The sequence below is a fragment of the Corallococcus llansteffanensis genome, from assembly GCF_003612055.1.
In the GTDB taxonomy this organism is placed as follows: domain Bacteria; phylum Myxococcota; class Myxococcia; order Myxococcales; family Myxococcaceae; genus Corallococcus; species Corallococcus llansteffanensis.
On the sequence record NZ_RAWB01000057.1, the window covers coordinates 1 to 26,375 of the forward strand.

The window sequence follows — 26,375 nt, forward strand, 5'->3', positions numbered from 1 at the left end:
GGAGCACCCAGTCATGGGCCATCAGGGCGCGCATCGCCACCCGGTCCGTGGCCACGCGGATCCGCGACAGCTTGATGCCCGGAGGCAGGCGCGCGGCGCCGCGGGCGCTCGCGCTCAGGTCCGCGAGCCCGGGGTAGCGCTCCGGCTTCACGCGCAGGGACACCTGCATCAGGGCCTTGCCCTTCTGCTTGCGCTTGGTCTTCGTCTTGCCGCGGGCGTTGCGCTGCGTGCGGCGGCGCTTCTGCAGGTGCTCCACCATGGACAGGTGCAGGTGCGTGCCGTCCGCGAAGCGACCCTGCAGGTCCAGCCACGCGTCGGTGAAGTCCTCGCGCTGCCACCGGCCATGGGGGCCCTGGTGGACACGCTTGTGCGCCTCGTCGTTCGGAGCCAGGTCCAGCGTCAACGACACGGGCGAATCCGGGTCCATGTCCACCTGGAGGCGCTTGAGCAGCGTGGCCACCAGCCCGTAGCGCCGGTTGTCCAGGTCCATCCGGCGCCGACGCGCGCGCACGACGAACAGCACCACGGACGTGACGAGGTACAGGGCGCCGACGCCGGAGAGCACGGGGCCGTACACGTCCCACGCGCCCTCCGGGTGGGCGTCCATCAGGAAGGGCAGGAGGAAGAAGCTCCCGATGCCGCAGCCGAGCAGGACCCAGGCCATGATCCACAGCTTGCGCCGCGTCATCTCGGCCTGCCAGTCCAACTGCCCCACGACCTCCAGGTCCGCCAGCACCACGGGCACGGAGGAGTCCTGCGCACGGTAGACGTAGGTCTTCTGGAATTCGGAGAGGTCGAGCGCCACGGGGAGGGAGCCTTCTTCAGCGGGACCGTCCAGCGGTCGGCCGCGAGCGTAGGGGTCCCCCCCGGGCAGGTCAAACCGACTGTCGCCGGGCCCGCGCCGCCTGGAGCTTGCCCCGCCGCCGGGCGTAGTGGACCACCTGGTAGAGGCTCAGGAGCATCATCGTCGCCGTGCGGGACGCGTCGTCCTTCGCCAGCGCCTGCTTCCAGAAGGCGGGCGTCTCCGGGTCGTCCGGCGCCCGCTTCACCTGCACCGCCCAGTCATGGGCCAGCCGGACGCGCATCGACAGCCGGTCCGCCGCGACGCGCACGCGCTCCAGTTCCACGCGCTTGGGCAGGCGCACGGCGGCCGTGGCCTGCGGCTTCATCGCCGCCAGCCCGGGGTGGCGCTCCGGCTTCACGCGCAGGGACACCTCCAGCCGCGCGGAGCCCTTCCGCTTCGTCTTGGTCTTCGTCTTGCCGCTGGCGCTCGTCATGGAGCGCTCGCGCTTCTGGAGCCGCTCCACCATGCGGATCCGCAGCATCGTGCCGTCCGCCAGCGGCGCTTCCAGCAGGAACCACGGGTCGACGAAGAACTGGGTGTTCCACCAGCCCACCATGTCTTCCTTGACGCGCTTCTCCCGCACGTCGTCCTGCCGCAGGTCCAGCTTCAGGCGCACCGTCGCGTCCGGGGCCAGGTCCACCTGCAGGCGCTTGAGCAGCACCTCCGCCAGCCCGTAGCGCCGGTTGTCCAGGTCGCGAGGCTTCAGCGCGGCACGCCAGACGAACAGCAGGAGGCCTGTCACGAAGAGCGCCGCCCCGACGAGCCCCGCGGCCGTCACCAGCTCCGAGCCCTGGGCGGAGAGCTCGACCTCCGATTCCGCGCTCCCGGCCCACGTTCCGAACGCCAGGATGGACAGCACCACGCCGGGAATCAGCGTGAGCCACGCGCCCAGCGTCAGCGTGCCCAGCTGCGACTCCGCGCGGGCGTCCAGTCCCGCCAGGACCTTCAGGTCCTCCAGCAGCGCCGGCACCGTCGCGCGGGACTGGTAGAGGAACACGTTGTGGAACCGGGTGATGTTGACCGCCACGGCGGAGGACTCCCTATGACGCCCGTCGGGCGGACCGTACGCGAGCGTAGGAGGCACCGCGAAGGGCGGTCAAACCGCCCGCCGGCCGCGCGCCTTCCGGGAGGCCTTTCTCTTCGACTTCGACTTCGGCTCCGGACCCGGCAGGGTCCGGGCGACGTGGAGCATCTGGTAGAGGCTCAGGAGCATCATCGTCACCGTGCGGGACAGGTCGTTCCTCTTCTCGAAGGTCTCCCGCCCGGGCCAGCGCACGCGCCACTCGCCATCCACCCGGACCTTGAGCTGGAGCCGGTCCTCGCTCACGTCCAGGCGGCGGAGCCTCCCTTCATGGGGAAGGCGGAGGGCTGGCAGGGCCTGGGCCTTGGTGAGCGCGGCGAGCCCCGGATGGCGCTCGGGCTTCACCCGCAGCCGGACGGACAGCAACGTCGCGAGCTTCGAGCGAACCTTCCTCCGCAGCACGACTCCGTCCGGGCGCTTCGTCGTGCGCTGCCGGCTCCGGACTCGCTTCACCAGCGAGACCTTGAGCCGGGCACCATCCACCAGCCGTGCCTCCAGCGTGAGCCAGGGTTCGCGTGCGTCCCAGGGCTTTCCCCCCTCGAGTTCCTTGACGGAGAGGGTCGAAGGGGGCGTCCAGCTCCAGGACGAGGGCCTCGACCGGAACCACACGTCCAGGGTCTCCCCGGGCATCAGGTCCACCTGCAGGCGCTTGAGCAGCAGGGACACCAGCTCCTGGCGACGGGCCGCTTCCTCCAGGCCCTCCAGGTTCCCGCGCCGGACCACCCCCAGATAGAGACGCCAGCCCAGCATGACGCCGGCCGTCGCGAAGGCCATGAACCCGAAGATGATGAGCTCGGGAGGGGACAGGAAGAAGGAGGCCCCCACGCACAGGGCACCGAGTCCCAGCGCGAGGATGTTGACGCGCCGGATCCAGACCTCGGGCAGGGCCCGAGAGCGCCGGAACACCTCCAGGTCCGCCAGCACCTCCGGCACGGGCGCCTTGATTTGATAGGGGTTCAGGGACAAATACGAAACGTCATGGCTGCGGAGTGCCACGCAAGGTCCTTCGTGTCGGGAGCACCCGCCCCGGTGCGCGCGGGCCCGAGGTTAGACAGGGGCACGCCAGGTCTCCAGAGCGGCGTGAAAGTCACGTTGTTAGGATGAAGGGGCACCACGCACGAGGTGGACCTTGGATGAAGTGAGCCGCAGGGCGGCGCTGAAGGTGATCGCCGCGGCGGGTATCAGCACGGCCGCGGCGTGTTCATCACGCGGGTCGGAAAAAGCAGGGGAGCAAGCAATGGGTCAGCAGCAGGCACAGTCACCCGAAGCCGTCATCCGCGTGGATCCGCTCGGGATGCCGTGGCGGACACCGGATCCGTTCCTCTTCTGCGTGCACCACGACGACCGCTATCCCGCGGGCAACGAGCGCTTCGGGCCGCAGGCCTCGCTGGCGGGGCGCGAGCTGGGCCAGGACTTCGGCGGGCGCGACGGCTGGAACATGTACCACGGCACCGTCGTGCCTGGCTTCCCGCAGCACCCGCACCGCGGCTTCGAGACGGTGACCGTCGTGCGCAGCGGGCTGTTGGATCACTCCGACTCGCTCGGCGCGGCGGCGCGCTTCGGTGGCGGTGACGTGCAGTGGCTCACCGCGGGCAGTGGCATCAACCACTCGGAGATGTTTCCGCTGCTGAAGCGCGACCAGCCGAACCCCGTGGAGCTGTTCCAGATCTGGCTCAACCTGCCGCGCGAGAACAAGCTCGTGACGCCGCACTTCTCCATGCTCTGGAGCCACGTCATCCCCCGGCACGTCGCGAAGGACGAGGCGGGACGCGCCACGGAGGTCACCGTGGTCGCCGGTCGGCTGGGCGACGTGAAGGCGCCTCCGCCGCCGCCGAAGTCCTGGGCTGCGAGCGAGGAGTCGGACGTGGCCATCTGGACGCTCAAGCTGGAGCCGGGTGCGCGCTGGACGCTGCCGGCGGCGGCGCGCGGCACCCACCGCATGCTGTACTTCTTCCGGGGCTCCGCGCTGAAGGTGAGCGGCCGCGCCATCCCGCCGTCGCACAGCATCGAACTGCGCGCCGACATTGACGTCGCGCTGGAGAACGGCGCCGACGTGACGGAGCTCCTGCTGCTCCAGGGGCGCCCTATCGGCGAGCCCGTCGTCCAGTACGGACCGTTCGTGATGAACTCGCGGCAGGAGATCCAGCAGGCCTTCGCGGACTACCAGCGCACGGGCTTCGGCGGCTGGCCGTGGCCGGACGCGGCACCCGTCCACGCGCGTGAAGAAGGGCGCTTCGCCCGCCATGCGGACGGCCACGTCGAGCGACCGGCCTGATCAGCGCTGGTCAACACCCCCGGGCCCTTCGGGGCCCGGGCGGAGCGGATTGGGACTACTTTGCCCCCTGGTGGCACTTCACAGAGGGCTTCTCCATGGCGACCCAGGACACAGGACCGAAGCCCCCGCGGGCCCACACGGACGAAGGCCTCCGCACGGAGCGGGCGAAGTCGGACCAGGAGTACGCCCAGCGGCAGAGCTCGATTGAAAAGGGCTCGGACGCCGCCATCGACAAGGCCCGGGGGCAGGCGGACGAAGCCCTCCAGGCCGCCCGCGACACCGCGGACGGGAGACGGGCGAGGAACGCGGCGCCCGTGGCGCAGGAGACCCTCACCCAGGAGAGGGCCACCGAGGACGCGGCCCTCCAGGGAGAGCGGGACACGGCGGACGCGGAGCTGCAGGACGAACGCGAGGAGCGGATGCTGGCCCTGGCAGCCCTCCTCCACCTGGAACGGGCGGAGACCGACCTGCGGCTGTCCGGAGAGCGTGCGCAAGCCGACGAAGCGCTCGCGACGCGGGACAACTTCATGGGCATGGTCAGCCACGACCTGCGCACGCTGCTCGGGGGCATCGCGTTGCAGGCGGCCCTGCTCAAGCGGGGCTCCGGCGAGGACGAGGCAGGCCGGAGGGCGACCCAGGCCGCGGACAAGATCCAGCGCTTCACCGCGCGGATGAACCGGCTGATTGGCGACCTGGTGGACGTGGCCAGCATCGAGGCGGGGCATATCCGCGTCGCCCCCGCGCTGCAGGACGCGACCGCGCTGGTGAAGGACTCCGTGGAGGCATTCCAGCCGCTGGCCTCCGCCCAGGGCCTCACGTTCGACGTGGAGCTGCGCGGGAACACGCTGATGGCGAAGTTCGACCATGAGCGCATCCTCCAGGTGCTCGCGAACCTCCTGTCCAACGCCATCAAGTTCACGCCCGCTGGCGGCCGGATCTTGCTGCGGGTGGAGCCGGTGGACCCCGACGTCCGCTTCTCCGTGGCGGACACCGGCCCTGGCATCCCGAGCCACCAGTTGGAGGTGGTGTTCAACCGGTTCTGGCAGGCCCGCAGCGAGGACCGGCGGGGGCTGGGGCTCGGGCTCTACATCTCCCGGGGCATCGTGGAGGCGCACGGGGGGCGCATCTGGGCGGAGAGCGGATCCGACCAGGGCAGCACCTTCCTGTTCACGCTTCCCGGCGCGCCGGCCTCCGCGACGTAGCCACTCAGGGCTTTTTGGCGTCGGAGGGCTCCCAGGAGAACTCCACGGTCGGAGCCCCCGCCGCCTTCGCGTCCTTCATCAGGAAGCCCTCCTCGCGCTTCGCCGCGCGCTCGAACGCCGGCCGCAGCGCCACGGGGAGGGGCAGCAGCACGCCCACGACGAACTTGTTCCCGCGGCACGCCTCGTTGTCGTAGCTGAACGCGATGCGCACGGCGACCTTGTTCGCCTCCAAGTGGTGGAACGCCACGGCGCTCTTCACCGCGTCGAGTCCGGACGAGAAGCCCACGCAGTCCTCACCGGGCTCCAGGCTCTCCAGCATCGCCTGCACCGTCCGAGCCTTCGTGAACGCGGCCTCGTCCTGGATGTGCTTGCGCACGAAGCCGTCCGCCTTGAGCGCCTTGAGCACGTCCTTCTCCGCGAACACGTCGAGCAGCGAGAAGCCGCCCGTGTCCTTCGACACGTCACGGGTGACGTAGCCCTCGTGGGCATACGGGTGGGCGCCGCCGGTGTAGCCCGAGTTGGAGGACTCGTAGCTCACCCAGGAGCCCACCACGGACAGCACGCGGTAGGACTCGAAGCCCTCCCAGTTGGACATGTCCGGGGGCGTGTCCGTGTCCGGGTCGGGCTCGAAGTTGGAGAGGAAGTCCTTCTCGCGCGAGCGCAGGCCGAACACCTCCTTGCCGCCGCGCAGGGCGCGCAGGTCCTTCGGGGACAGCTCGAACGTCACGTCCGAACCGGTCACCCTCCACGTCTTCGCCTGGGCGGGAGCCGGAGCCGGAGCCGGCGCGGGGGCCGGAGTCGGAGCCGCGAGCAGCACCACCATCACCACGGAGCTCATGAACATGCGCGCCATCCTGCCCGAATTCGCCCTGCGTGAGCGCAGGAGCCAGGCGGGGTGCTGCCTCCGGCACGACGCGGGAGGCAGCACCCCGAGCCTACCTGGCTAGACGTCCTCCACGTCCGCGAGCGCCGACAGCTCAAGGCCGGTGAAGGCGAGGTCGGTGATCACCTCCTGGTCCGCGTCGAGTCCCTGTGCCGTGGGCAGCATCGGGTTGTGCGACCCCTGCAGGTACCGGAACCAGCCCGACCCGGCGTCGCTGCCCTTGGCCTCCTCGGCCGCCTTGCGGTCGTTGCGCCACGCGGCCGCCACGCTTTCAGCGGTGTCGAGCGCGGTCCCCGTGAGCCCCAGCCCGTACTTCAACTGGGAGGGACCGGCCATGAGCAGGTCGAGCCCCTGTCCATCGCGCGTGCCGTTCTGCGTGCCAGGGCCGTTGTATGCCCACGTGTCCGCCTGCCCCAGCAGGGGGATGAGGTCGGCGTAGCCCTGCGGCAGGTTCGCCGCCACGCCCCCCGCGTTCGACACCGCCGAGGCGGGCAGGCCGAACAGGTAGCTGTTGCCGCTGATGGTCAGGCGGGGCCCATCCACCAGCCGTCCCACGATGCGCTTGCGGTGGATCTCCACCATCCAGTCGAGCACCGCGGCGAGCTTCGCGCTGCGCGCCCGCAGCGCGGCGTTGAACCCGAGCCGCTCGCCAATCGCCAGCGCGTGCAGCCAGTACCCGATGAAGAAGTCGTGCTGCTGGTACTCGCCGTTGGACATGTAGCCCGGCCCGAAGAGGTTCACGAGGATGGCGAAGAGCTGGGACTCGTTCGTGAACGTCGCCGGAGGATTGAACAGCCCGGGCGTCGTCGCGCAGTGGGTGTCGTGGAAGGCCTCCAGCTCCCGCTGCACGAACGCCAGCACGTCCTCGCGCGAGTACAGGCGCTCACTGCGCTTCGCCGCGGTCTTCCACGCCAGCGCCGCGTGCAGGTATCCCCACGCCGACGAGCGCTCCCCCAGGTCCCCCGGACTCTGGAGGAGCCGGTTGGAGTAGAGCCGCGTCTGGTCCCAGAACTTGTGGCCGAGGAAGGCGAACTCCGGCGTCTTGAACAGCAGCGTTCCCCAGTGCGGGTACTGGTGCGCGTGGGACGAGTCGATCTGGTAGGTGCCGAAGACCGGCTTGTTGGGCGCTGAGCCATGCTCGGGCACCTTCGCCCGCCAGGGGTTGGCGTCATCGCAGATGTCGTAGGGCCGTCCTCCCTTCGCGTAGTAGGCGCGCTCGGGCGGGGTGGTCGCCTCGCCCCACCCGTACCAGTGTCCCCGCATCGTGATGGGCCGGGTCGGCCTGCTCCGGAACAGCGGGCGCGGGCGGCCGTCCTCGAACACGTGGACCGGATCCGAGACGTAGCCCGTCAGATAATCGAGCGCGAGCTCCAGGTGCGAGGTGCCGTCCCAGCGCTGGCCGGTCGGGTTCGTCAGGTACAGCCACACCGGCTCGGCGATGGCCTGTCGGTCATCGCGGATGCCTCCTGGCCCGGTGACCGGCGAGCGCGCCTGCATGTTGAACGGCGTGTACTTGAGCCACGTCGCGCCGACCGCGAGCTTGGAGTTCGTGCCGTAGAGCCCCTTGTATGGATCGCCCGCGCCCACCGTGGCGTCGTTCACCCACGTCTCCGCGTCGGTCGGGTTGAACGGCATGACGCGGATGTTGCCGAAGCCGTTGAGCTGCCCATCCGAGCCATGGCCTCCGAAAGCCAGCCGCCAGTCGAAGCCGTTGCTCGAGTAGTCGAGGTGCATCGCGTAGGGCACGTCGGTCGCGTAGCGCGGCAGCTTCGCGCCCAGCGTCGCGACCGGCACCGCCTCCGGCCGCTTCGAGCGCCAGATGAGGCCCGCGCGCGCCGTGCCGAACGGGACCCAGCGGTTCGTCGGCGTGGTGAGCGGCTTCGACACGCCATCCCACGGCCCCTCGAACACCGGGCTCCGTCCCGCCGGGTTGAGCGGCGTGCCGTCATGCTGCTGGAGCGTCCCCAGGGCGTTGCCGTCCCTGTCGCGAACGACCCACTTGTGGGGGACCATGTAGCTGTCGATGCCCTGGGGATCTCCGAACGGCGTCGAGGGCAGCGCGCCTGGCGCGAAGTCGTAGCCGAACTGGAACTGCGTGTAGCCCCGCATGCGGATGCCTTCGCAGTAGTAGCGGAGGCCGCCGATTTCGATGGGCGCCTCCAGCGGGGCCACCTCGGTCCACGTGCCGACGAGCGGCCCGAACTCGGCGTCCTCGAGGGACAGGTTCTGGCCCACCACCTTCGTCAGCGTGTAGACGCCGACCTGGACGGGCGCCCCCGTGGACCAGTCCTGAAGCACCACGTCATGCGCCTCGTTCGCCGCCGTGACGTAGGGGCCGACCCGCACCGTCAAGTCCTCGCCAGCGCTCGCGTCCGGCGAGCCGAGGCGATACCGGAGCGTGTAGGGCCCAGAGGGCGCGGTGAGCGCGGTGGCGTCGAACATCAGGGTGCGCGCGACGTTCGCGGGCACGACGTTCGAATTCAGCGCCGTGAACTGCTGCGTGACGACCGGCACCGGCACCGTGAAGTCGAGCGCGCGCACGCCGAGGCCCGCGGTGCCGGTCCGGTGGTTCCAGCCGACGTTGTTGACGAAGAACGGGAGCACGGGCTGGAGCTTGAGCTTCGCGGTGAGCGTGTGCGGCCCGCCGAGCGCCACCCCGGCCTTGTAGAACTGCAGGCTGCCCCCCGGCCCCTGCGGGTCGTCGGTGTAGCGGAACGCGACGTCGATGTCCGCGCCCGCCGCGTAGCCGTACGAGACCTCGAGCTGCTGATTGTCAGCGTAGTTCCTGAACACGATGTTGCGCGCCCAGTTGGCGTAGACGAAGAAGCCGCCGGGCACCCCGTCCATCCACATCGCGCCCAGCGCCGCGGCATCGTCGATGGACGCGGGCAGCCGCCCCCGGAAGCGGAAGCCGAAGAACACCGGGACGTCGTTCGTCAGGGTGAAGTCGAAGCCCACCGCCCCCGTCGTCGCCAGCCCGCCCGTCGCTCCGCCCGGGGGCCCCAGTTGGATGTAGTCGCCCTCGTCGGTGATGGGGCCATTGCCCGTGGAGTCCAGGGCCATGCCGCTCGGCATCCCCGCCGGGGCCGCGAAGGGCGGCAGCGTGCCGGTGGGGATGCTCGCGCTCCGCTCGTCATGGGTGACGTGGGTGGTGACCGTCCCGAGCGGAAGCGCGCTGCCCGGCGTCTCGAGCAGGTGCACGTCGCCCGTGAAGTCGTCGGGGAGGTCGAGCGTCGCCGGGAAGTAGGACGCCGGGTTGCCGTACACGTCCCGCGCGCCGACCCCGACGGACGTGTGGTGGAGGTAGGGAAGCCTGAAGTCAGACAGCTTGAGGCGCCTGCCGAGCACGAGGTCCAGGGTGGGCAACCGCAGGTGCCTGTCCGTGTCCGCGTAGAGGCCTACCGTCAGCGTCGCGACCGTCGTGGGGCCGGACCGCAGCCGCGCCTCCCGGACCGTCCCGGTCCGCTGCACGTCGCCGGTCACGACCGGGTGGAGGAGCGCGGGCGGGTCCTCCTGCAGCGCCAGGTTCGGCAGCGCCACACGGCACAACACCTGCCCGGAGGCGTCCAGGAAGTCCACGGCCCACAGGCCCGCGTTCTTGAGCCGCGCCCCCTCCAGGAACAGCCCGGCACCAGCAGGGGTCAATTCAAGCGGAGCAGTCATTTTCAGGTTTCTCCAAGGAGTGGGGGCGCCAGCGGGGATGGGGTGGTCCCATTTGCTGGCGTCACGGAAACTCCCCATCGTCGCGAACCCGCGCAAGGTTGAGCGACGCACGCATTCCTGTCTGACTTTGGAGGTGGTCAGCGCAACTTCGGGGTGTGGACCTGTCGCGCGAAGAAGAGGAAGCCGGCCGCGAGGACCCCGTGCACCACCGAGTTGGGGGCGATCCCGCCGAACCGCGTGATGACGCCCGCCTGCCACGCCGCGAGCTCGATGGGGAACAGCCCGAGGTGGACCAGCGCGTTCCCGAGCAGGAGGGTGCGCATCGTCGGCGAGTCCGGATGATGTCGCACGAGGAAGGCCATCGCCGCGAGCGCGAGGAGGAGCACGCCCACCTCACGCACCCAGATGGCGGGGGCGGGCGCGGGAGTGACACCCTTGCCCGCGAGCACGGCCCCGGGCACGAGCAGGGCAAGGGTACCGACGGCGAGGCCGATGCAACTGGTGAGCAGGAGGAAGGTCTTTCGGGTCATGGGGCCACCCTGCCCGCTCCGGCGCCGACGCCTCAATGACCTCTCCAGGTAGTTGCCGGCCCTGGCAGCGCGGGTACGCTCCGCGCGGTGAACGACACGCTCTTCCCCGCGCTGCTGCGCTACTGGCGTGGCCGCCGTGGGCTCTCTCAGCTGGCGCTCGCGCTGGAGGCGGACGTCTCCGCCCGGCACCTCAGCTTCCTCGAGTCGGGCCGTGCGCGGCCGAGCGAGGAGATGGTGTTGCGTCTCTTCTCGGTGCTCGCCGCCCCGTTGAGGGAGCAGAACCAGGCGCTCGCGGCCGCGGGCTTCGCGCCCCGGTTCGCGGAGCCGGGCCTGGACGCGATGGCACCGGAGGTCGATCAGGCCCTGAACCAGATGATGGCGCAGCACGAGCCGTTTCCCCTCACGGTGCTCTCGTTGGACGGCACCGTCGTGCGCAGCAACCGGGCCGCGCAGACGCTCTTCGGCGCATTCATCGCGAAGCCCGAGGCGTTGCGGCAGCCCCTGGACATGTACTCCCTGCTGTTCGACGAGCAGTTGATGCGGCCCTTCGTCGTCGACTGGGAATCGCTGGCGCGAAGCATGGTGGCGCGTCTGCACCGGGAGCGGCTGCAGCGGGGGGACGCGAAGCTGGGCCCGGTGCTGGAGCGGGTGCTCTCCTTTCCCGACGTGCCGCGCGCCTGGAGGCAGCCGGACTTCTCCACGGAAGCGCACCCCACGCTTCGCGTGCGACTGGAGCGCGGAGAGCTGCGCGTCGGCTTTCTCGTCACGGTGACGGTGTTCTCCGCGCCGCAGCAGGTGACGCTCGACGAGCTGCGCATCGAGAGCTGCTTTCCGCTCGATGAGGCGACGCGGGAGGCCTGTGAGCGCTTCGCGCGGGCTCCGGGCACGCGCAAGCGCCCGCCGCTGGTCGGGTCCCGTGGGGTGTGACATCTTCGAGCCGGCGGTCGCGTTCGCGGCCCTCCGCCTCGGGACACCGCATGCCTCCGTATATCGTTCAACCTGCTGACACGTTGAATGGCATCGCCGCGAAGAAGCTTGGCAACGCGAACCGCTGGCCCGAAATCGCGCGCTTGAACAAGCTCGCCAATCCCAACCTCCTCCTGGTGGGCCAGCGACTCGAGTTGCCGGGCACGCAGGCAGTGCATCCCTCCTTCGTCCTGAAGCCGGCCCCGAATCCCTGGGCGGAGCTGGCCACGCTGCCCGAGCTCTGGGACCGTGGACCGGGAGAGAGGGCGTTCCTGGCCACGACGCAGGCCCAGCACGCCCAGGAGCCCGCGACCTTCGCGTGGGCCCGGGGCTCCCTCTTCGTCGTGTTCTCGCAGCTGTCGGAGACGACGGGAAAGCTCATCCGGAAGGTCGCGGTGGTGCCCACGGACTTCTCGCTCCTGCCCGCGAACCTCCTGGGGAAGATCACTCCCGCCGAACATGCGATGGCGTTGAACCCTACGGGCAGCCAGTTCCTTTCGACGAGCCAGAAGGTGTTTGGAGCGCCCTCCATCAACGGCACGCCGCTGCTGATCGACATCGCCAAGGCTGAAGCGGCAGGGGCGCGGATCATCCCGATCGAGCAGCTCGTGTCGGAGCTCAAGCAGTTCGCGGCGCAGAACCCGGGGGCACAGACCCGCGTGAACAAGCTCATCGACATCATCCAGACCGTCGAAGGGGAGGTGCTGATCGAAGGCAGAGTGGCGGGTCAGGCCGTCAGCAAGCTGCCGGCCGCGCATACCGCGTACGTCCGCGCCGCCGAGGACCTCTGGAAGCAGTTCGCCTCCAAGAAGATCACGAAGGCGCAGCTTGAAGCAGGGCTCAAGAAGCTCGAGACCGCGTTCGGCAAGTCCAGGTTCATTGGCAGGCTGGGGCGGGCGTTGACGGTCGTGGGGGTCGTCTTCACGGTCAAGGACGTCGCGGACGCCACCCAGCGCTCCATCCATCAGAAGTCGTACAAGCCCCTGGCCGCCGAATCCATCCGACAGGCCGGCGGATGGGGAGGCGCTTTCGTGGGGGCCAAGGCCGGGTTCGCGGTCGGCGCCTTGTTCGGAATCGAGACGGGCCCCGGTGCGCTCATCACGGGCGCGCTCGGCGCCATCATCGTCGGCGGCGCGGCCTATTACGGCTGTGACCTGCTCGCGGATCAGCTCTCACCCAATTGATGACCACCATGAACCCTCAACCGCCCTGGATCGAGTACCCCGACGCCGAGCCCTGGTGGGGCGGTTGGCGTCAGGGCATCAGCGAAGCCTGGCTGCTGCGAACCTGGTTGCCGTTCTGGCAGGCCCTGGGTGAGACAGCGAAAGCGGAGTACCTCCAGCGCTGGCCGCCGCCCACGGAGGACTGGCGCACCCAGGTCACGGTCTACTGGAAGTGACGCGAGGACGGTGGACCATCAACCTCGACGCGTGGAAGGTAGCGGCAGCCGTTGTCGTCATCGGCGCCGGGATGGCCGGGGCGGCCATCTGGGCCAGCGGCAGAACCCGTCTGACGGTCGTGAACGAGACGGGAAGGGCTTTGAAGTTGTTGAAGCTCCAGATCCCCGGCCATGAGTGCGTGTTCCGCGAGGTCGCGGCCCATGCCGAAGTGCTCTGCGAGGGACGCGCGGATGCGGATGGGTACTTGAGCGCCAGCTTCGAGTTCGTGGACGGCGGTGGCGGCCGGGACGATCCCCGGTCCCACTATGTGAACTCGACGTTTGGATTGCGTGGCCACGCCCGCCTGAACGCGGAAGGGACCATCGAATATAAGCGTGAGGATTGACGGCCCTCTCCGCGGCTGCGCCCGAGCGTCCGGGCAGCGTCCTCCCATCCGAGCCCGTTTGCCGTCGCGCGCCGGGCGCGGTAGCACGGGCTCCGTGGCCTCTTCCGGAATCGTCTACGCGTCCTTCGACCGCTTCCCCGCGCCCAAGGGCGCGGCCGTGCACATCCGAGCCTTCGTGGAGGCGCTGGGTGCAGCCTTCGGTCCGGTGGACCTCGTGGCCATTGGAGATGCACCCGGCATCCCCACCCCGGCCCTGAGCGACGCGGTCACCTACCACCCGCTGGGCGCGCGGGGAAAAGACCTGGTGGCCCAGGCGCTGACGTTCCGAGCGCACCTGGGAGCGTGGTGGCACGGCCGTCCGCGCGCGAAGGTGGTGCACGTGCGCTCCATCTTCGAGGGCTATCCCATCGCCCAGCGCAAGGCGTCGCTCACCGACGCGCTGGTGTACGAGGTGAACGGGCTGCCCTCCATCGAACTGAAGTACCACCACCCGGATGTCGCGGACGACGCGGAGCTGATGCGAAAGCTCATCGCCCAGGAGGACATCTGCCTCCAGGCCGCGGACCTGCTCGTCACGCCCAGCGCGGTGACGGCCGAGTACCTCGTGTCACGAGGCGCGGACCCCCAGCGCCTGCGAGTCATCCCCAACGGAGTGGACCTGGACGTCTTCCGCTACGCCGCCCCGCGAGCGCCCGAACCCGGCCGTCCCCTGCGCCTGCTCTACAGTGGAACGATGACGTCGTGGCAGGGCGTGCACCACGCGCTGGACGCCTGCCGGCTGCTGCTGCGAGACCTGCCCGTGGTGCTCACGTTGGTAGGCCCTTTGCGCAAGCACGCGCGCCGCGCGCTCCTGGACCGGTGCGGCGACCTCCTCCTCCAAGGCGCGGTGGAGCTCCTGGAGCCCCTGCCGCAGGAGGAGCTGGCCCGGCTGCACCACGCCTGTGACGTGGTGCTGGTGCCGCTGCCGGCGAACGACCGCAACTGCCTGCAAGGCTGCTGTCCCCTGAAGCTGCTGGAGGCCATGGCCACCGGCACGCCCGTGGTGGCCAGCGACCTGCCCGTGGTGCGAGCCCTGGCGGAAGACACGGAAGTGCTCCGAGTCCGTCCAGGCTCCGCCAAGGCTATCGCGGAAGCGGTGAAGACCCTCCTCGCCAATCCCATCCAAGGCGCCGCGCTGAGCGCCGCGGCCCGCGCCCGCGTAGAGCGGGACTTCCCCTGGGGCCGCGCGCAGGAGGCGCTGGTCAACGCCTACGCGGACGACCTGGGGATCGCGCGCGCCAGCACCCGCTCCAGCACCGCGGCCTCCGCGTCCGCCTGAAACCGCGCCTCGATGCGTGCTCGCGCAGCCTGCCCCATCGCCGCGCGCTCCTGCTCGGACATGCCCAGCACGTCCAGACACGCCTGCCCCAGGTGGTTCAAGAGCGCCTTGGGCACGAGGAAGCCGTTCTTCCCAGAGTCCACCGCCTCTGGGATTCCCCCTGCGTCGCTCGCGATGACCGGCCGCGCGCACGCCATCGCCTCCAGCAGCGCGTTGGGCATGCCCTCCCACAGTGACGGCTGGAGATACACGTCACACAGGCGCAGGTGCTCCGCGATGAGCGCGGGTGAGTCCAGCGCGCCGGAGACGACGATGCGGGCCGCGTCCTCCGGGTGCTCCGAACGGTAGGCGACCAGGTGCTCGGCGTCCCGGGCGCGCACCTCTCCAATGACAAGCAGGCATGCGGGCCGCACGCGCCGCACCTCCGTGAGGGCGGAGAGCAGGAACGGCAGCCCCTTCTTGTGGCGCAGCTCCCCGGAGAAGCCGAGCACCGCCTCGTCGGGCGTGATGCCCAGCCGCTCGCGCAGGGACGCGTCCGCGGGCCCCGGGGAGAACAGCGCCGTGTCCACCGCGTTGGGGATGACCTCCACGCCCGGGTCCCGGCCGAGCAGCAACGCCATCTTCCGGCCCAGGTCCCCGGACGCGGCGGTGAGCACGTCCGCCCGCTGGAGCGTCCAGAGCAGTCGGGCGAAGTCGCCGGGCGGGAACATCAGCTGATCCACGTCGTTGCCCCGCGCGCTGAGCACGGAAGGCAGGCCCGCGCCCTGCGCGAACACCACCGCGAGGAAGCCCGGCGGATACAGGTAGTGCCCCCAGACGAGATCATACTTCCGCCGCGCGTGCAGATACCCGAGCACATCGAGCGTGTGCTGCATGGACAGGTCCGCGCTGCCGAACAACCCCAGCCGGTGCAGCGTGACGCCCTTCGCGAACGGCGTCACCTCGCCCGCGTCCTCCACCGTCTCCAGCGCCCCCGGGGACGCCGTGCGCGTCCACGCCACCACGTCCACGCTTGCGCCCAGCCGCACGAGCGAGCCCGCGGTGCGCGCGCCGCTTCGCGCCAGCCCTCCGATGTCGGGAGGAAAGCGCTCGGCGAGGAGGAGGACGCGGGGACCGGAAGCCATGGGCCGAGATCCTAGCCATCCGCGCCCTGTCGCAACGCCCAATTCATGAGGCCCCCACCTCTGGCCGTGCACGGAGCCATGGAGGACCGGGCGAAGCGGGCCGCGGACAGTGGAAGCCGCGGCACGCTTGATGCCGCACGCGCCAATGGACAGTCGCCACTGTCCAGAGGCTGAGTTGAAAGCGCCCGCCCATATGCCGACTTTCCCGGCACTCTCGCAGCGTGTGGGCGCACCCATCGCGCCTTCAGTCACGGGCGCTCCTGGCATCCCGGAGCGCCCCCTTCGCGTTGCTGCGGACAACGGGGTGGAGCGGTCGAGGGGAAGGGTCGGAACACATGGCGGGCAGTGAACGGCTGGGCGTGGCGAGGGTGGGCTTGGGTGGAGCTGTGGCGACGACGACGGTGGCCGGCAGGGAGCTGCTCCGCCGGGAGCGGATGGACACGCGGGTGCTGACGGAGAGCCCGAGGACCTGGAGTTGATCCACCAGGGCCCCTTGCAGGCGTTCGGCAACGAAGTCCTCGCGGAAGCGGCGGTGTGGCCGGCACGCGGACCGCAGGATCTTCCGGAGGGGGATGGACCATGTTCGGTGTGAAGCCAGACGCCCGCAGGCTGGGCTGGGCCGTGGTGGGGTGTGGTGGGGTGGCGCGGGACTACGTCATCCCGGCGCTCCAGGGTTCGACCAACGCCAGGCTCGTCGCGATCTGTGACGCGGACGCGGAGACGCTGATCCGCAGCCCCGCGGACGACGTCGCCCGGTACAGCGCGCTGTCCGGGGTGCTCGAGGACAAGGACGTGGAGGCCGTCTACATCGCCACGCCCAACCACCTGCACGCGGCGATGACGGAGGCGTGCGCGGCGGCCGGCAAGCACGTGCTGTGTGAGAAGCCCATGGCCCTCACGCCGCAGGACGGGCTGCGCATGCTGGCGGCGTGTCAGCGCGCGGGCGTGCACTACGCCACCGCGTTCGACCAGCGCCACCACGCGGCGCACCGCAAGCTGCGCACGCTGGTGAAGGAAGGCGCGCTGGGCACCATCACCCAGGCGCGCATCCACTACGCCTGCTGGCTGCCGGCGGATCAGGCCCCCCGCACCTGGCGAATCGACCCGGAGCAGGCCGGCGGCGGCGCGATGATCGACCTGGCGCCGAACGGCCTGGACCTCCTGGAGGTGCTCCTCGGGGACGAATGGCAGACGCTCACCGCCTTGTTGCAGCGGCGTGTGCATGACTACGCGGTGGACGACGGCGCGGTGCTGATGGGCCAGTTCCGGAGCGGCGCGCTGGGGCTGTTGCAGGTGGCCTACAACTGCCCGGAAGCGTATCCCCGGCGCACGCTGGAGCTGCTCGGCACCAAGGCGCGGGCGCTCGCGTACAACACCCTGGGCCAGACGCCGGGCGGCGCGCTGTCGCTCACCGACGCGAGGACGGGCGAGGAGAAGTGGCTCCACCTCTGGCCGGAGGAGGACCGCAGCCCCTTCCTCAACCAGGTGGAGTCCTTCACCACGTGCGTGCTGGAGGACCGGCCGCAGCCCTTCGCGCCGGAGCGCGATGTGCGCCTCGTGGGGCTGCTGAGCCAGGCGACGCAGGGCGGAAGGTCGTTCCCGCCATGCCACTGATCCGCGACGCCCGCACCCACCGCGGCACGTGGCAGCCCCCGTGCATGCGGCACACCCGTCCGTTGCCGTTGGAGGAGTTGTCATGAGCGTGGCCCAGGCCCTGGATGTCTATTTCCGCGCCGTCTCCAGCGGTGCGTTGCAGTTGTTCCGCATCGATCCCATCGACCGGCTGGGGGTGCCGGTGGCCTCCGCCAGTCTGCGGTTGGGCGACGGCCCCGGCGCCGTGCTGCACGGCAACGGCTACGGCCTCACTGGCGACGAGGCGCGCGTCGGGGCGCTGGGCGAACTGGTGGAGGAGGTCTCCTGCGAGTACGCGATGCAGCGGATGCCGCGCGTGCACGGCAGCTACGCGGCGCTGGTGCGGGCGCGGGGGCCCACGGCGGTGGCGGATCCGCTGACGCTGGGGCTGCCCGCGGGCAGTCCGTACCATCCAGACATGGCGCTCGTCTGGGTGGAGGCGCAGCGGCTGGCCACCGGGGAGCGGGTGCTGGTGCCAGAGGAGTTCGTCGCCATCCACCCGGGACAGCTGCAGGGCCACACGCCGCTCATCACACCCATCACCACCGGCCAGGGCGCGGGGCTGACCAGGTCGCAGGCGCTCTCGCACGGCCTGCTGGAGCTGGTGCAGCGCGATGGCAACGGGTTGCAGTACCGCGCGCTGGACCAGGGCGTGGTGCTGGACCTGGAGGGCGCGGAGCTGTCATCGGACGTGCGGGAGCTGTTGGAGCGCTTCCAGCTCGCGGGCGTGGAGGTGGTGGTGAAGCTCGCGAGCACGGACTTCGGCCTGGTGAACGTGTACGTGGTGGGCCGCGACCTGTCCGAGGACAGCCAGCCGCTGATGGTGACGGCGTGCGGCGAGGCGGCGGATCCGGACCGGGACCGGGCGCTGCGCGAGGCGCTGCTGGAGTACGCGGCCTCACGGGCGCGCAAGGCGTTCATGCACGGCCCGCTGAGCGAGGTGGCCCGGGTCGCGCCCACGGAGTACCAGGACCGCTTCGTGCCGCGGGTGGACCTGGCCGCGGAGGAGCCGCGAGCGCTGCACGCGATGGTGGAGTGGGCGCGGATGCCGGCCTCGGTGCTGCGCGAGCTGACGGCGTGCACCCTGATGTGCCGGCGCAAGGTGCGCTTCACGGACCTGCCCCGGGTGCCGACGGTGGAGGACCCGGCGCTCCGGTGTGACCACGTGGTGCGCCAGCTCCACGCGGCGGGCTTCGACATCCTCGTCGCGGACCTGTCGCCCCAGGGCCGCGCGGTGCACGTGGTGAAGGTGCTGGTGCCGGGGCTGGAGGTGGAGACGATGACGTACCACCGCGTGGGGGAGCGCAACGTGGCGAGGCTGCTGGAGCGGCGCGACCCGCTGGTGGGCCTGGGGCCGCCACCGCCCGGGGCGGAGCCGGTGCGCCTCACGTCGGAGGCCGAGGAGCGGCTGGGCGGGCCCGCCTGGTTCAACGTGCGGCTGGCGGAGGCGCGCCTGGGGCGCCTGTATGCGCTCTACCGGGAGCCGGGCCGTCACGCGGTGCCGGCGATGCTCGCGAGCCGTCGCTTCGGGGGAGAGTGAGCCCTGGCGCTGCGCTTCGCGTTGCACACCCACGACCTCTGTCACCTGAGAGGTCGCAGGGGATGCAGCAAACCGGCGTCGCTGAGCACCCGCTGAACCTCGGCGGCCAGCTGGACGTGTTCCGGGTTCGTCACCGTGAACCGCTCGGGGGTCAGGACCACCAGCGTTCCCAGGTCCCCCACGGGCTCCACGTGCACGGGAGCGGGGAGCGGAGGCACGGTTCCGCGTTGGCGGGAGAAGTAGGTAACCCACCCCGTGAAGGTCCCAACCGTGGCAGTTGGAGCCACCAGGTCCCGATGCTGCTCGGACGTGACGACGCCCCACTCGGGATCCCAGTTCAGGACCATTGTTCGTAAGACCTCTGTCAGGACCGCCGTCGTCAACACGCGTTCCGCAGGAGCCCCTTGCTCAGGCGGCTCGAACACGCAGGTCGAAGGCTGCCAATCCGCAGCGGAGCCACAAAGCCCGTCGACCCGGGCTGATTCATCCGGGTGCTCCCCCGCCCACAACCAGTAGCGAAAGCCATCACCGACCCGGTTCTTCCGCCGAGCGAACAGCTTCAGGAAGGCCGTGCGGTCGGTAGGAACTGGATGCCCCCGCGCCTCCTCGAAGGTCCGTGCGGTCTCGTACCACTGACGCCAGGTCGGTTCGATGCGGCCCAGGCTTTCGAACAAGCCTTCCGCGCGCCGGGCACAGGACTCGGCGGGCTCCTGTCGCGCCAGCCAGTAGGCGCCTGCGTAGTACCTATCGACCATGCCGTCCGTGTCTCTCATGAAGCGGGGGGAACATGGAGCACTTCCACGCTAACGCCTCGACGAGAGAACAGGGAGCGCAAGGCGGCGGCGAACTTCTCCTCCGCGACCACCCACCGTATGCGCATGCCTCGTGCCACTCTCACTTGCCGCTGGGCCTGCTCCACCAACTGATCGGCACCTTGAAAGAAGCGCTTCGCCGTCAGGTCTTCTCCGAAGAACCGCGCGTAACCGGGCCCTTTGGCCTCCAGGAGCACATTCTCCGTCGCATCGAAGCCATCGAAGTCGGCCCGCTCCCCTACGCCTTCAACCCGGTACGCCTGCCCCTCGGGAGTTCCCGTCACCTGCGCTTGATACGCCCGGGCGCGCTCGGACATCGACTCCGTCACCTGCACCCACTTGCCCGGGCCTCCCGACGGTAGCCCACCACCCGCCGGAGGCCCCATCGCGCTCATGGCCACCGCCGTGGAGGCGAGCGTCACCTCCACCGTTTCGCCCATCACCGCCACCGCGCTCACGTCCTGCACAGCCAGCAGCCGAAGGCTCCCGTGCGATGCGCCCAGCATCGTCGCGTCCGTGAATCCGGGCAGCAGCGTGAGCGCTGACGACAGTCCCACCGTCACGCCGTGACTCACCACCACCGTCACCGCCAGCACGAAGAGTCGTGCCACTTCCGGCCCCAGCGTCTGGCCGAAGCGCTCTCCCGCCTCCTCCAACTCCTGGAACGTCGTGGCCCGGTCCGTTGCGTCCTTCAACGTCCCGCACGCCCTCACCACCGTGAGGAACGACTGGACCCCCAGGTACAACAGCATCACGGCGGCCAGGACCGCAGCGGCCTTGGTGAACACCGGCTCCGGTGCCGCCGCCAGCACCACCCACGACGTCAGCGCTCCCGCCACCACGGAGACAAAGAGGGCCGGGTTCACCGTGTCCCTCAACGCCTCTCCAATGCTCGCGCGCAGCGGCTCCAGGGACATGCCCACGGCGAACGTCAGCCGGTCCATTTCGCTGAAGCCGGCTCCATCCTCCAGCAAGGACAGACAGTCTCCTGGAGCCTGATGTGCTCGACACCACCGGCTGTACCGGTCGTGCATCAGGAACGCCCGGTCCCTCCGCGCACCCTCGCCACTGATCGTGCGCACCAGCCGCGAGGGCCGCACCGTCAAGGGCATGTCCAGCACCAGCCGGGACAGTGCGCCCTCGAACTCGGCCGCACGGATGGGCGCCGGACGCTCCCAGGTCGCTGGCGCATCCGTCCGCACCCGGCCCTCGTGGCTCCGCAGCCGCACCGTGGGGCTGTTCGCGCAGCCTGCCCAGAACACCAGCAGCATCGCCCAGGTGAATGCCCTGCCCCACGGTGTCAGCATGCTTGCGGCCATACCTGCATTCCACCATGCATCCGGTACGTCCTTCCGCGAGGTTTCCCTCAGCGGTGGTGGGCTTCCAGTTCGGAGGTATGGAACGCCTGGTGCCGATGCTGACATCCTTCCACCACTGGGAGGCCCGTGCCCAGGGGCGCACCGGAGCCGCGGAAGTCTTCCTGACGACCTCCGTCAGCTGAGAGGCCGCAGGGGATGCAGCAGGCCCGCGTCGTTGAGCACCTGCTGAACTTCGGCGGCCAGCTGGACGTGTTCCGGATTCGTCATCGTGAACCGCTCGGGGGTCAGGACCACCAGCGTCCCCAGGTCGCCCACGGGCTCCACGCGCACGGGAGCGGGGAGCGGAGGCACGGTTCCGCGCTGATGGGAGAAGTAGGTCATCCAGCCAGGAAGGGTCCCTGCCTTGTATCGCGGGGCTGCCAGGCTCATCAGGTGTTCGGTCGAGGTCGCGAGGCCGAACTCCGGCTCCCACGCGAGGACCATCTGTCGAATCACCTGACAAAGCAGCGAGGCGGTCGCGACACGCTCTGCAAGCGGCCCCTGCTCAGGCGGAGTGAGGACACAGGACGAAGGCTGCCAGGGGCTCTCTGAGCCACACGAACCCGTGACACTCGTCGTGTTGTCTGGGGAGGGACCTGACCAAAGCCCGTAGAGGAATCCATCACTGAGCCGGCGATCCTTCCTTTCGAGGTGTTCTCGCAATGAGCCAGCATCCGTGTCCACCTGCAGTCTGGACGCCTCTTGAAAGGAGTCTCCAGGCTCGCACCAGCGATTCCAGGTCGGATCAAGAGGGCTCAGGGACTGGAAGAGCGCAGCGGCACGCTGGGCACACGACTCCGCTGACTCAAGACGCCCCATCCAATAGGTGCCTGCGAAATAGGTCTCAATCATGGCGTGGCAATGATCACGGAGCGGCGGGACGTAGGACGACCTCGATATCGATGCTCTCCCTGGCGAACATCTTCCTGAGCATGACTGCGAAACGCTCCTCTGCGACGATCCAGCGTACGGGAATGCCCTTGGCACACCTCAACTGACGTCGTGCTTGCTCAAGCACCCTGATATCGCCCCTAAAGTACCTCTTGAATCCCTGGACCCCATCAAGGAACTTCTCGTAACCGGGCCCCTTGGCATCCAGGAGCAAGGGCTCCGTCGCATCGAAGCCATCGAAGTCGGCCCGCTCCCCCACGCCTTCAACCCGGTACGCCTGCCCCTCGGGAGTTCCCGTCACCTGCGCTTGATACGCCCGGGCGCGCTCGGACATCGACTCCGTCACCTGCACCCACTTGCCCGGGCCTCCCAGCGGTAGCCCACCACCCGCCGGAGGCCCCATCGCGCTCATGGCCACCGCCGTGGAGGCGAGCGTCACCTCCACCGTTTCGCCCATCACCGCCACCGCGCTCACGTCCTGCACAGCCAGCAGCCGAAGGCTCCCGTGCGATGCGCCCAGCATCGAGGCCTCCGTGCCCCCCGGAAGCAGCGTGAGCGCTGACGACAGTCCCACCGTCACGCCGTGACTCACCACCACCGTCACCGCCAGCACGAAGAGTCGTGCCACTTCCGGCCCCAGCGTCTGGCCGAAGCGCTCTCCCGCCTCCTCCAACTCCTGGAACGTCGTGGCCCGGTCCGTTGCGTCCTTCAACGTCCCGCACGCCCTCACCACCGTGAGGAACGACTGGACCCCCAGGTACAACAGCATCACGGCGGCCAGGACCGCAGCGGCCTTGGTGAACACCGGCTCCGGTGCCGCCGCCAGCACCACCCACGACGTCAGCGCTCCCGCCACCACGGAGACAAAGAGGGCCGGGTTCACCGTGTCCCTCAACGCCTCTCCAATGCTCGCGCGCAGCGGCTCCAGGGACATGCCCACGGCGAACGTCAGCCGGTCCATTTCGCTGAAGCCGGCTCCATCCTCCAGCAAGGACAGACAGTCTCCTGGAGCCTGATGTGCTCGACACCACCGGCTGTACCGGTCGTGCATCAGGAACGCCCGGTCCCTCCGCGCACCCTCGCCACTGACCGTGCGCACCAGCCGCGAGGGCCGCACCGTCAAGGGCAGGTCCAGCACCAGCCGGGACAGTGCGTCCTCGAACTCCGCCGCACGGATGGGCGGCGGGCGCTCCCTGTTCGCCGACGCGAATCTCCGCACCCGCCCATCGCCGGTCCGCAGCAGCACCGCAGGGCTGCTCGCACAGCCCGCCCAGAACACCACCAGCAACATCCAGGTGAATGCCCGGCCCCACGGTGTCAGCACGCTCGCGGTCATTCCGCCATTCAACCACCGTGGCACAGGTCTCATGCACTCAAGCGCCGAACCACCCGCTCGACCCGGCACCGCACGGACTCAGAGCATGCACACCGTGTGGCATGAAGCTCGTTTCGCGCGGAGGCGCTCGATGAACCCAGACATGGCTTCCACCGCTGTCCGCCCCTTCTTCCCGGAAGGCTTCAGCGCCCGCGACGAAGACGTCAATGGCACCCGGCTCCACTTCGTCCTCGGCGGGCAGGGCAGTCCCGTGGTGCTCCTGCACGGCTATACGCAGACGCACCTCATGTGGTGGCGACTGGCTCCGGAGCTCGCCAGGAGCCACACGGTCATCGTCCCCGACCTGCGAGGCGCCGGTGAATCGGCCGCACCCTCGGAGGGCTATGACAAGGAGACGATGGCGCGCGACGTGCGCGCACTGGTGAAGAAGCTGGGCTTCGAGAAGGTCTCCGTCGTGGGTCACGACATCGGCCTCATGGTCGCGTACGCCTACGCTGCCCTCTACCCCCACGAAGTCGAGCGGTTGGCCGTCCTCGACGCGTTCCTCCCCGGAATCGAGCCCTGGTCCGACCAGGTCATGCGCAGCCGCGACGTCTGGCACTTCTCCTTCAACGGCCCCACCGCCGAGAAGCTGGTCCAGGGACGGGAGCGCATCTACCTCGACCACTTCTGGACCGACATGGCCGCCAATCCCCATGCCTTCAGCGAGGCCGAACGTCAGGCCTACACGGAGGCCTACGCGGCCCCCGGTCGTCTCCACTCGACGTGGAGCTACTTCCAGACGTTCGACCAGGACCAGAAGAACTTCCGCGAGCTGGCCAAACACAAGCTCCCCATGCCCGTGATGGTCATCGGCGGAGACAGGTCCATGGGGGAACCCCTCGTCGCGCAGATGCGCACTGTCTCCACCCAGGTCGAACCTCACATCCTCAAGGACACCGGCCACTGGGTCTCCGAGGAGCGTCCCGACGAGGTCAGGAAGCTGCTCGGCACCTTCCTCCAGGCGTGACCCGGCTCCCCGCTAACGTCCAAACCCACCCAGCGCCGTGCGGCTGAAGCTGGCCGCGCCCTGGCTCACGCGGACCGCGGACTGGCTGAACACCTGGAAGGCTGCGCGGATCTCCTGGGCGCTCTGGCCCGGCGTGAGGATCCAGCGGTCCGCGATGCCCATGTCCTGGAATACCCGCCGGAAGTCCGTCACCCCATCGTCGATGCCCATCGCCGCCACGATGTGGTTCTCCACCCGGTGCAGGTCCTTCACCACCGCCGCCACGTCCTTCGCCCGCGCCTTCTGCGACCCCTGGTCCGCGCCGTCCGTGATCAACAGCGTCACCGTGCGCACCGCCACGCCGTTGCCGCTGAACTCCTGCGCCTTCGCCAGCACCGTGCCCAGCAGCACCACCGCCTGGTCATACAGCGGCGTCCCCATGTCCGCCGTGTAGTTCCCCGAGTGCATCCGCACCACGTCCTCCAGCGGCCGGAAGGGATTGAGCACGTGCCCGTTCAGGTAGCGCGTGTGGAACAGCACGCCGTCCTTCTGCTGGCTCGCCAGCAGCGAATCCAGCACCAGGTTGTGCCCGTCGCACACCGTCTTCGTGTGCCCCGAGTGCGAGATGCTCCCGGAGTCATCCGGCATCACCGTCACCAGCACGATCTCGCTCGCCTGCACGTCGTCCACGTGGATGCCCAGGCCCGCTTGAATCTGCGCTCCCAGGTCCACCACCGTCAGCGCCTGCAACCCCGCGGGACTCAGCACCCCTTCCGCGTGCGCATCCTCGAAGAGCTTCTGGACCCCGCCACCGTTCGCCTTGCTCATGTCCGTGTCTCCGTTCGTGTGAGTGTCAAAGCCAGACGTCACGCCAGGTGCAGGTCCGGCCAGCTCGCCAGCGGGTCCGTGGACTTCACCAGGTGCATGCCCGCGTCCGCGAAGCGCTTGAGCGCCGCGTCCGCCTGCGGCGTGAAGTCCGCAGCGAAGCCGCCCTTGCCGTCCGGCACCGTCACCGACGACATGCAGTCCGTCAGCAGATACACCTTGCGAGCGAGCGCCGCGTCCTGCGCGACAATCTCTCCCAGCAGGTCGTCGATGGAGCTCTTCACGCAGTGGCTCGCGGCCTGCCCGCCAATCACCACCGCATCCGACGTCAGCAGCGTCTTCAGGAACTGCGTGTTGCGCTGCGCGAGCGGCTGCCCGTCATGCCGCATCAGCACCTCCGGCCGCAGCACCGAGTAGTTCTCCGTCAGCGGGTTGCCGCCCTTCACCTCCGCCCACGACTGCACGCCGCGCGCGAACGAGTGGAACAGCCGCGCCTCCTGCACCACGCCCGCCAGCGCGTGCCCGTCGCTCCCCAGCAGGCAGTGTGGCGGCCACAGGTACAGCGTGTACTTGCCCGCCCGCTCCAACTCCTCGCAGTAGAACTTCACCTGCTTGAGCAGCCACGGGTAGTTGCCGCCGCACAGCCACTTCGCCACCGCCGGGTTCGGCCGCGCCTGGCCGCGTTCAATCTGCTCGCGCGTCACCTCCCGGTACGGCTGCAGGGGCTGGTCGTCCTGGTCCACCCAGAACGATGGGAAGAAGATCTGGTAGGCGAAGTGCGTGTCGAGCGTCGCGGTGACGTTCGTCAGCGTCCCCAGGTTCCGGTAGATGAACTCCGCGATGCGACGGTTGTCGTCGATGGCGCCCCGGCCGCTGCGCCCCGCGACGTACAGCGAGCCATCCGGGAAGCAGAAGTCCTTCTGCACGTCGATGAGCAGCAAGTGAAGGTTGAAGCGGTCCGTCGCCGACACCTTCACGCCCTGCGCCGCCTTCCACGCGCCGGCCTCCTGCTGCAGCTTCCCCGCGTTCGGGCCGTACCCGTACTCGGCCGCATGGTTGGCATTGTAGAACCCGGGCAGCGGCAATTCCTTCGCAGTCGTCTTCGTCATGTCCATTCCCCCTTCACGTGCACTTCACGTCATCCGCAACACGGTGAGGTCCTGAGCCCCCACCACCATCAATCCCTCTCTCGACAGGAGCAGCTGGCAGCCCGCGTCCACGAACGGCTCCGCGTCCGGGAACTCCCGCACCGCCTCCAGCTGTGCCTGCCGGTGCTCCACGCGCGTCAGCCCCGCGTCCGTCGCGCAGAACAGTGCGCCCCC

25 protein-coding genes are annotated in these 26,375 nt (G+C 69.6%); 11 read left to right on the forward strand and 14 right to left on the reverse strand.

Features of this window, described 5'->3' with window-relative positions; translation table 11 throughout:
• The 3 genes from D7V93_RS08055 to D7V93_RS08065 form a co-directional block, all read right to left on the reverse strand.
• The coding region (locus D7V93_RS08055) for a hypothetical protein (protein WP_120642825.1) at nucleotides 1-805 on the reverse strand (805 nt) is incomplete at its 3' end.
• Between the two features lie 70 nt (nucleotides 806-875).
• Nucleotides 876-1,871 (reverse strand): hypothetical protein, encoded by a 996-nt coding sequence (locus tag D7V93_RS08060; RefSeq protein WP_120642826.1) that lies wholly within the window; start codon nucleotides 1,869-1,871, stop codon nucleotides 876-878.
• A gap of 69 nt (nucleotides 1,872-1,940) precedes the next feature.
• The gene (locus D7V93_RS08065; protein WP_120642827.1) at nucleotides 1,941-2,891 is read right to left on the reverse strand and encodes a hypothetical protein; all 951 of its coding nucleotides are present in this window, start codon (nucleotides 2,889-2,891) and stop codon (nucleotides 1,941-1,943) included.
• Between the two features lie 271 nt (nucleotides 2,892-3,162).
• On the opposite strand from D7V93_RS08065, the gene D7V93_RS08070 reads away from it, so the two are divergent.
• A complete protein-coding gene (locus D7V93_RS08070; protein ID WP_120642828.1) occupies nucleotides 3,163-4,200 on the forward strand; it encodes a pirin family protein in 1,038 nt (345 codons plus the stop codon).
• Between the two features lie 95 nt (nucleotides 4,201-4,295).
• The gene (locus D7V93_RS08075; protein WP_120642829.1) at nucleotides 4,296-5,402 is read left to right on the forward strand and encodes a sensor histidine kinase; all 1,107 of its coding nucleotides are present in this window, start codon (nucleotides 4,296-4,298) and stop codon (nucleotides 5,400-5,402) included.
• Nucleotides 5,403-5,406: 4 nt separating this feature from the next.
• On the opposite strand, the gene D7V93_RS08080 is transcribed toward D7V93_RS08075, so the two are convergent.
• From D7V93_RS08080 to D7V93_RS08090, 3 genes are all read right to left on the reverse strand, one after another.
• Complete coding sequence (locus tag D7V93_RS08080; RefSeq protein WP_244237167.1) at nucleotides 5,407-6,246, reverse strand: polysaccharide deacetylase family protein; 840 nt, start codon at nucleotides 6,244-6,246, stop codon at nucleotides 5,407-5,409.
• Nucleotides 6,247-6,345: 99 nt separating this feature from the next.
• Nucleotides 6,346-9,948, reverse strand: coding sequence for a hypothetical protein (locus tag D7V93_RS08085; RefSeq protein WP_147451079.1), 3,603 nt, complete (start codon nucleotides 9,946-9,948; stop codon nucleotides 6,346-6,348).
• A gap of 137 nt (nucleotides 9,949-10,085) precedes the next feature.
• Complete coding sequence (locus D7V93_RS08090) at nucleotides 10,086-10,478, reverse strand: hypothetical protein (protein WP_120642832.1); 393 nt, start codon at nucleotides 10,476-10,478, stop codon at nucleotides 10,086-10,088.
• A gap of 87 nt (nucleotides 10,479-10,565) precedes the next feature.
• On the opposite strand from D7V93_RS08090, the gene D7V93_RS08095 reads away from it, so the two are divergent.
• The 5 genes from D7V93_RS08095 (at nucleotide 10,566) to D7V93_RS08115 (ending at nucleotide 14,547) form a co-directional block, all read left to right on the forward strand.
• On the forward strand, nucleotides 10,566-11,405 hold the full coding sequence (locus D7V93_RS08095; protein ID WP_120642833.1) for a helix-turn-helix domain-containing protein: 840 nt from the start codon (nucleotides 10,566-10,568) through the stop codon (nucleotides 11,403-11,405).
• Between the two features lie 50 nt (nucleotides 11,406-11,455).
• Entirely contained in the window at nucleotides 11,456-12,628 is a 1,173-nt protein-coding gene (locus D7V93_RS08100) for a LysM peptidoglycan-binding domain-containing protein (protein WP_120642834.1), read from the forward strand.
• An 8-nt stretch (nucleotides 12,629-12,636) separates the two neighbouring features.
• Nucleotides 12,637-12,843, forward strand: a complete 207-nt coding sequence (locus D7V93_RS08105) for a hypothetical protein (protein WP_208722950.1) — start codon at nucleotides 12,637-12,639, stop codon at nucleotides 12,841-12,843.
• Entirely contained in the window at nucleotides 12,840-13,229 is a 390-nt protein-coding gene (locus D7V93_RS08110; protein WP_147451080.1) for a hypothetical protein, read from the forward strand. Before D7V93_RS08105 ends, D7V93_RS08110 begins: the two co-directional genes overlap by 4 nt.
• A 94-nt stretch (nucleotides 13,230-13,323) precedes the next feature.
• Nucleotides 13,324-14,547 carry a glycosyltransferase family 4 protein gene (locus D7V93_RS08115; RefSeq protein WP_120642837.1) on the forward strand — a complete coding sequence of 408 codons (1,224 nt, stop codon included), beginning with the start codon at nucleotides 13,324-13,326 and terminating at the stop codon, nucleotides 14,545-14,547.
• On the opposite strand, the gene D7V93_RS08120 is transcribed toward D7V93_RS08115, so the two are convergent.
• Nucleotides 14,478-15,671, reverse strand: coding sequence for a glycosyltransferase (locus tag D7V93_RS08120; RefSeq protein WP_120642838.1), 1,194 nt, complete (start codon nucleotides 15,669-15,671; stop codon nucleotides 14,478-14,480). The genes D7V93_RS08115 and D7V93_RS08120 overlap by 70 nt on opposite strands.
• A gap of 335 nt (nucleotides 15,672-16,006) precedes the next feature.
• Between D7V93_RS08120 and D7V93_RS44815 the strand changes: the two genes are divergently transcribed.
• The 3 genes from D7V93_RS44815 to D7V93_RS08130 all read left to right on the forward strand — a co-directional run bounded on the left by D7V93_RS44815 (nucleotide 16,007) and on the right by D7V93_RS08130 (nucleotide 18,843).
• Nucleotides 16,007-16,150: a hypothetical protein gene (locus D7V93_RS44815; RefSeq protein WP_158623674.1), complete on the forward strand. Its 144-nt coding sequence runs from the start codon at nucleotides 16,007-16,009 to the stop codon at nucleotides 16,148-16,150.
• Nucleotides 16,151-16,250: 100 nt separating this feature from the next.
• A complete protein-coding gene (locus tag D7V93_RS08125; protein ID WP_120642839.1) occupies nucleotides 16,251-17,285 on the forward strand; it encodes a Gfo/Idh/MocA family protein in 1,035 nt (344 codons plus the stop codon).
• An 82-nt stretch (nucleotides 17,286-17,367) separates the two neighbouring features.
• Nucleotides 17,368-18,843, forward strand: a complete 1,476-nt coding sequence (locus D7V93_RS08130; protein ID WP_120642840.1) for a YcaO-like family protein — start codon at nucleotides 17,368-17,370, stop codon at nucleotides 18,841-18,843.
• A 41-nt stretch (nucleotides 18,844-18,884) separates the two neighbouring features.
• On the opposite strand, the gene D7V93_RS08135 is transcribed toward D7V93_RS08130, so the two are convergent.
• The 4 genes from D7V93_RS08135 to sitA5 (D7V93_RS08150) form a co-directional block, all read right to left on the reverse strand.
• Entirely contained in the window at nucleotides 18,885-19,598 is a 714-nt protein-coding gene (locus tag D7V93_RS08135; RefSeq protein ID WP_120642845.1) for an immunity 52 family protein, read from the reverse strand.
• A gap of 14 nt (nucleotides 19,599-19,612) precedes the next feature.
• The gene (gene sitA5, locus D7V93_RS08140; protein WP_244237168.1) at nucleotides 19,613-20,974 is read right to left on the reverse strand and encodes a SitA5 family polymorphic toxin; all 1,362 of its coding nucleotides are present in this window, start codon (nucleotides 20,972-20,974) and stop codon (nucleotides 19,613-19,615) included.
• Nucleotides 20,975-21,148: 174 nt separating this feature from the next.
• On the reverse strand, nucleotides 21,149-21,865 hold the full coding sequence (locus tag D7V93_RS47305) for an immunity 52 family protein (RefSeq protein WP_120642841.1): 717 nt from the start codon (nucleotides 21,863-21,865) through the stop codon (nucleotides 21,149-21,151).
• Between the two features lie 13 nt (nucleotides 21,866-21,878).
• Entirely contained in the window at nucleotides 21,879-23,240 is a 1,362-nt protein-coding gene (sitA5, locus tag D7V93_RS08150; protein WP_120642842.1) for a SitA5 family polymorphic toxin, read from the reverse strand.
• Between the two features lie 142 nt (nucleotides 23,241-23,382).
• Here sitA5 (D7V93_RS08150) and D7V93_RS08155 point away from each other — a divergent pair, with 142 nt between their 5' ends.
• The gene (locus D7V93_RS08155; RefSeq protein WP_120642843.1) at nucleotides 23,383-24,249 is read left to right on the forward strand and encodes an alpha/beta fold hydrolase; all 867 of its coding nucleotides are present in this window, start codon (nucleotides 23,383-23,385) and stop codon (nucleotides 24,247-24,249) included.
• Between the two features lie 12 nt (nucleotides 24,250-24,261).
• On the opposite strand, the gene D7V93_RS08160 is transcribed toward D7V93_RS08155, so the two are convergent.
• From D7V93_RS08160 to D7V93_RS08170, 3 genes are all read right to left on the reverse strand, one after another.
• Nucleotides 24,262-25,056, reverse strand: coding sequence for a hypothetical protein (locus D7V93_RS08160; protein ID WP_120642844.1), 795 nt, complete (start codon nucleotides 25,054-25,056; stop codon nucleotides 24,262-24,264).
• Nucleotides 25,057-25,094: 38 nt separating this feature from the next.
• Nucleotides 25,095-26,162, reverse strand: coding sequence for a cysteine hydrolase family protein (locus tag D7V93_RS08165; RefSeq protein ID WP_120642847.1), 1,068 nt, complete (start codon nucleotides 26,160-26,162; stop codon nucleotides 25,095-25,097).
• A 24-nt stretch (nucleotides 26,163-26,186) separates the two neighbouring features.
• Nucleotides 26,187-26,375, reverse strand: a 189-nt coding sequence (locus D7V93_RS08170; protein ID WP_147451081.1) for a hypothetical protein, incomplete at its 5' end; no start/stop codon positions are given.

Excerpts from the sequence above, each read along its gene's own strand:
- D7V93_RS08070 (WP_120642828.1), top strand. The coding sequence starts at position 3,163 with ATGGGTCAGCAGCAGGCACAGTCACCCGAAGCCGTCATCCGCGTGGAT.
- D7V93_RS08075 (WP_120642829.1), top strand. The coding sequence starts at position 4,296 with ATGGCGACCCAGGACACAGGACCGAAGCCCCCGCGGGCCCACACGGAC.
- D7V93_RS08080 (WP_244237167.1), bottom strand. The coding sequence starts at position 6,246 with ATGTTCATGAGCTCCGTGGTGATGGTGGTGCTGCTCGCGGCTCCGACT.
- D7V93_RS08085 (WP_147451079.1), bottom strand. The coding sequence starts at position 9,948 with ATGACTGCTCCGCTTGAATTGACCCCTGCTGGTGCCGGGCTGTTCCTG.
- D7V93_RS08090 (WP_120642832.1), bottom strand. The coding sequence starts at position 10,478 with ATGACCCGAAAGACCTTCCTCCTGCTCACCAGTTGCATCGGCCTCGCC.
- D7V93_RS08100 (WP_120642834.1), top strand. The coding sequence starts at position 11,456 with ATGCCTCCGTATATCGTTCAACCTGCTGACACGTTGAATGGCATCGCC.
- D7V93_RS08105 (WP_208722950.1), top strand. The coding sequence starts at position 12,637 with ATGAACCCTCAACCGCCCTGGATCGAGTACCCCGACGCCGAGCCCTGG.
- D7V93_RS08120 (WP_120642838.1), bottom strand. The coding sequence starts at position 15,671 with ATGGCTTCCGGTCCCCGCGTCCTCCTCCTCGCCGAGCGCTTTCCTCCC.
- D7V93_RS44815 (WP_158623674.1), top strand. The coding sequence starts at position 16,007 with ATGGCGGGCAGTGAACGGCTGGGCGTGGCGAGGGTGGGCTTGGGTGGA.
- D7V93_RS08125 (WP_120642839.1), top strand. The coding sequence starts at position 16,251 with ATGTTCGGTGTGAAGCCAGACGCCCGCAGGCTGGGCTGGGCCGTGGTG.
- D7V93_RS08130 (WP_120642840.1), top strand. The coding sequence starts at position 17,368 with ATGAGCGTGGCCCAGGCCCTGGATGTCTATTTCCGCGCCGTCTCCAGC.
- D7V93_RS08135 (WP_120642845.1), bottom strand. The coding sequence starts at position 19,598 with ATGGTCGATAGGTACTACGCAGGCGCCTACTGGCTGGCGCGACAGGAG.
- sitA5 (WP_244237168.1), bottom strand. The coding sequence starts at position 20,974 with ATGGCCGCAAGCATGCTGACACCGTGGGGCAGGGCATTCACCTGGGCG.
- D7V93_RS47305 (WP_120642841.1), bottom strand. The coding sequence starts at position 21,865 with ATGATTGAGACCTATTTCGCAGGCACCTATTGGATGGGGCGTCTTGAG.
- sitA5 (WP_120642842.1), bottom strand. The coding sequence starts at position 23,240 with ATGACCGCGAGCGTGCTGACACCGTGGGGCCGGGCATTCACCTGGATG.
- D7V93_RS08155 (WP_120642843.1), top strand. The coding sequence starts at position 23,383 with ATGGCTTCCACCGCTGTCCGCCCCTTCTTCCCGGAAGGCTTCAGCGCC.
- D7V93_RS08160 (WP_120642844.1), bottom strand. The coding sequence starts at position 25,056 with ATGAGCAAGGCGAACGGTGGCGGGGTCCAGAAGCTCTTCGAGGATGCG.
- D7V93_RS08165 (WP_120642847.1), bottom strand. The coding sequence starts at position 26,162 with ATGACGAAGACGACTGCGAAGGAATTGCCGCTGCCCGGGTTCTACAAT.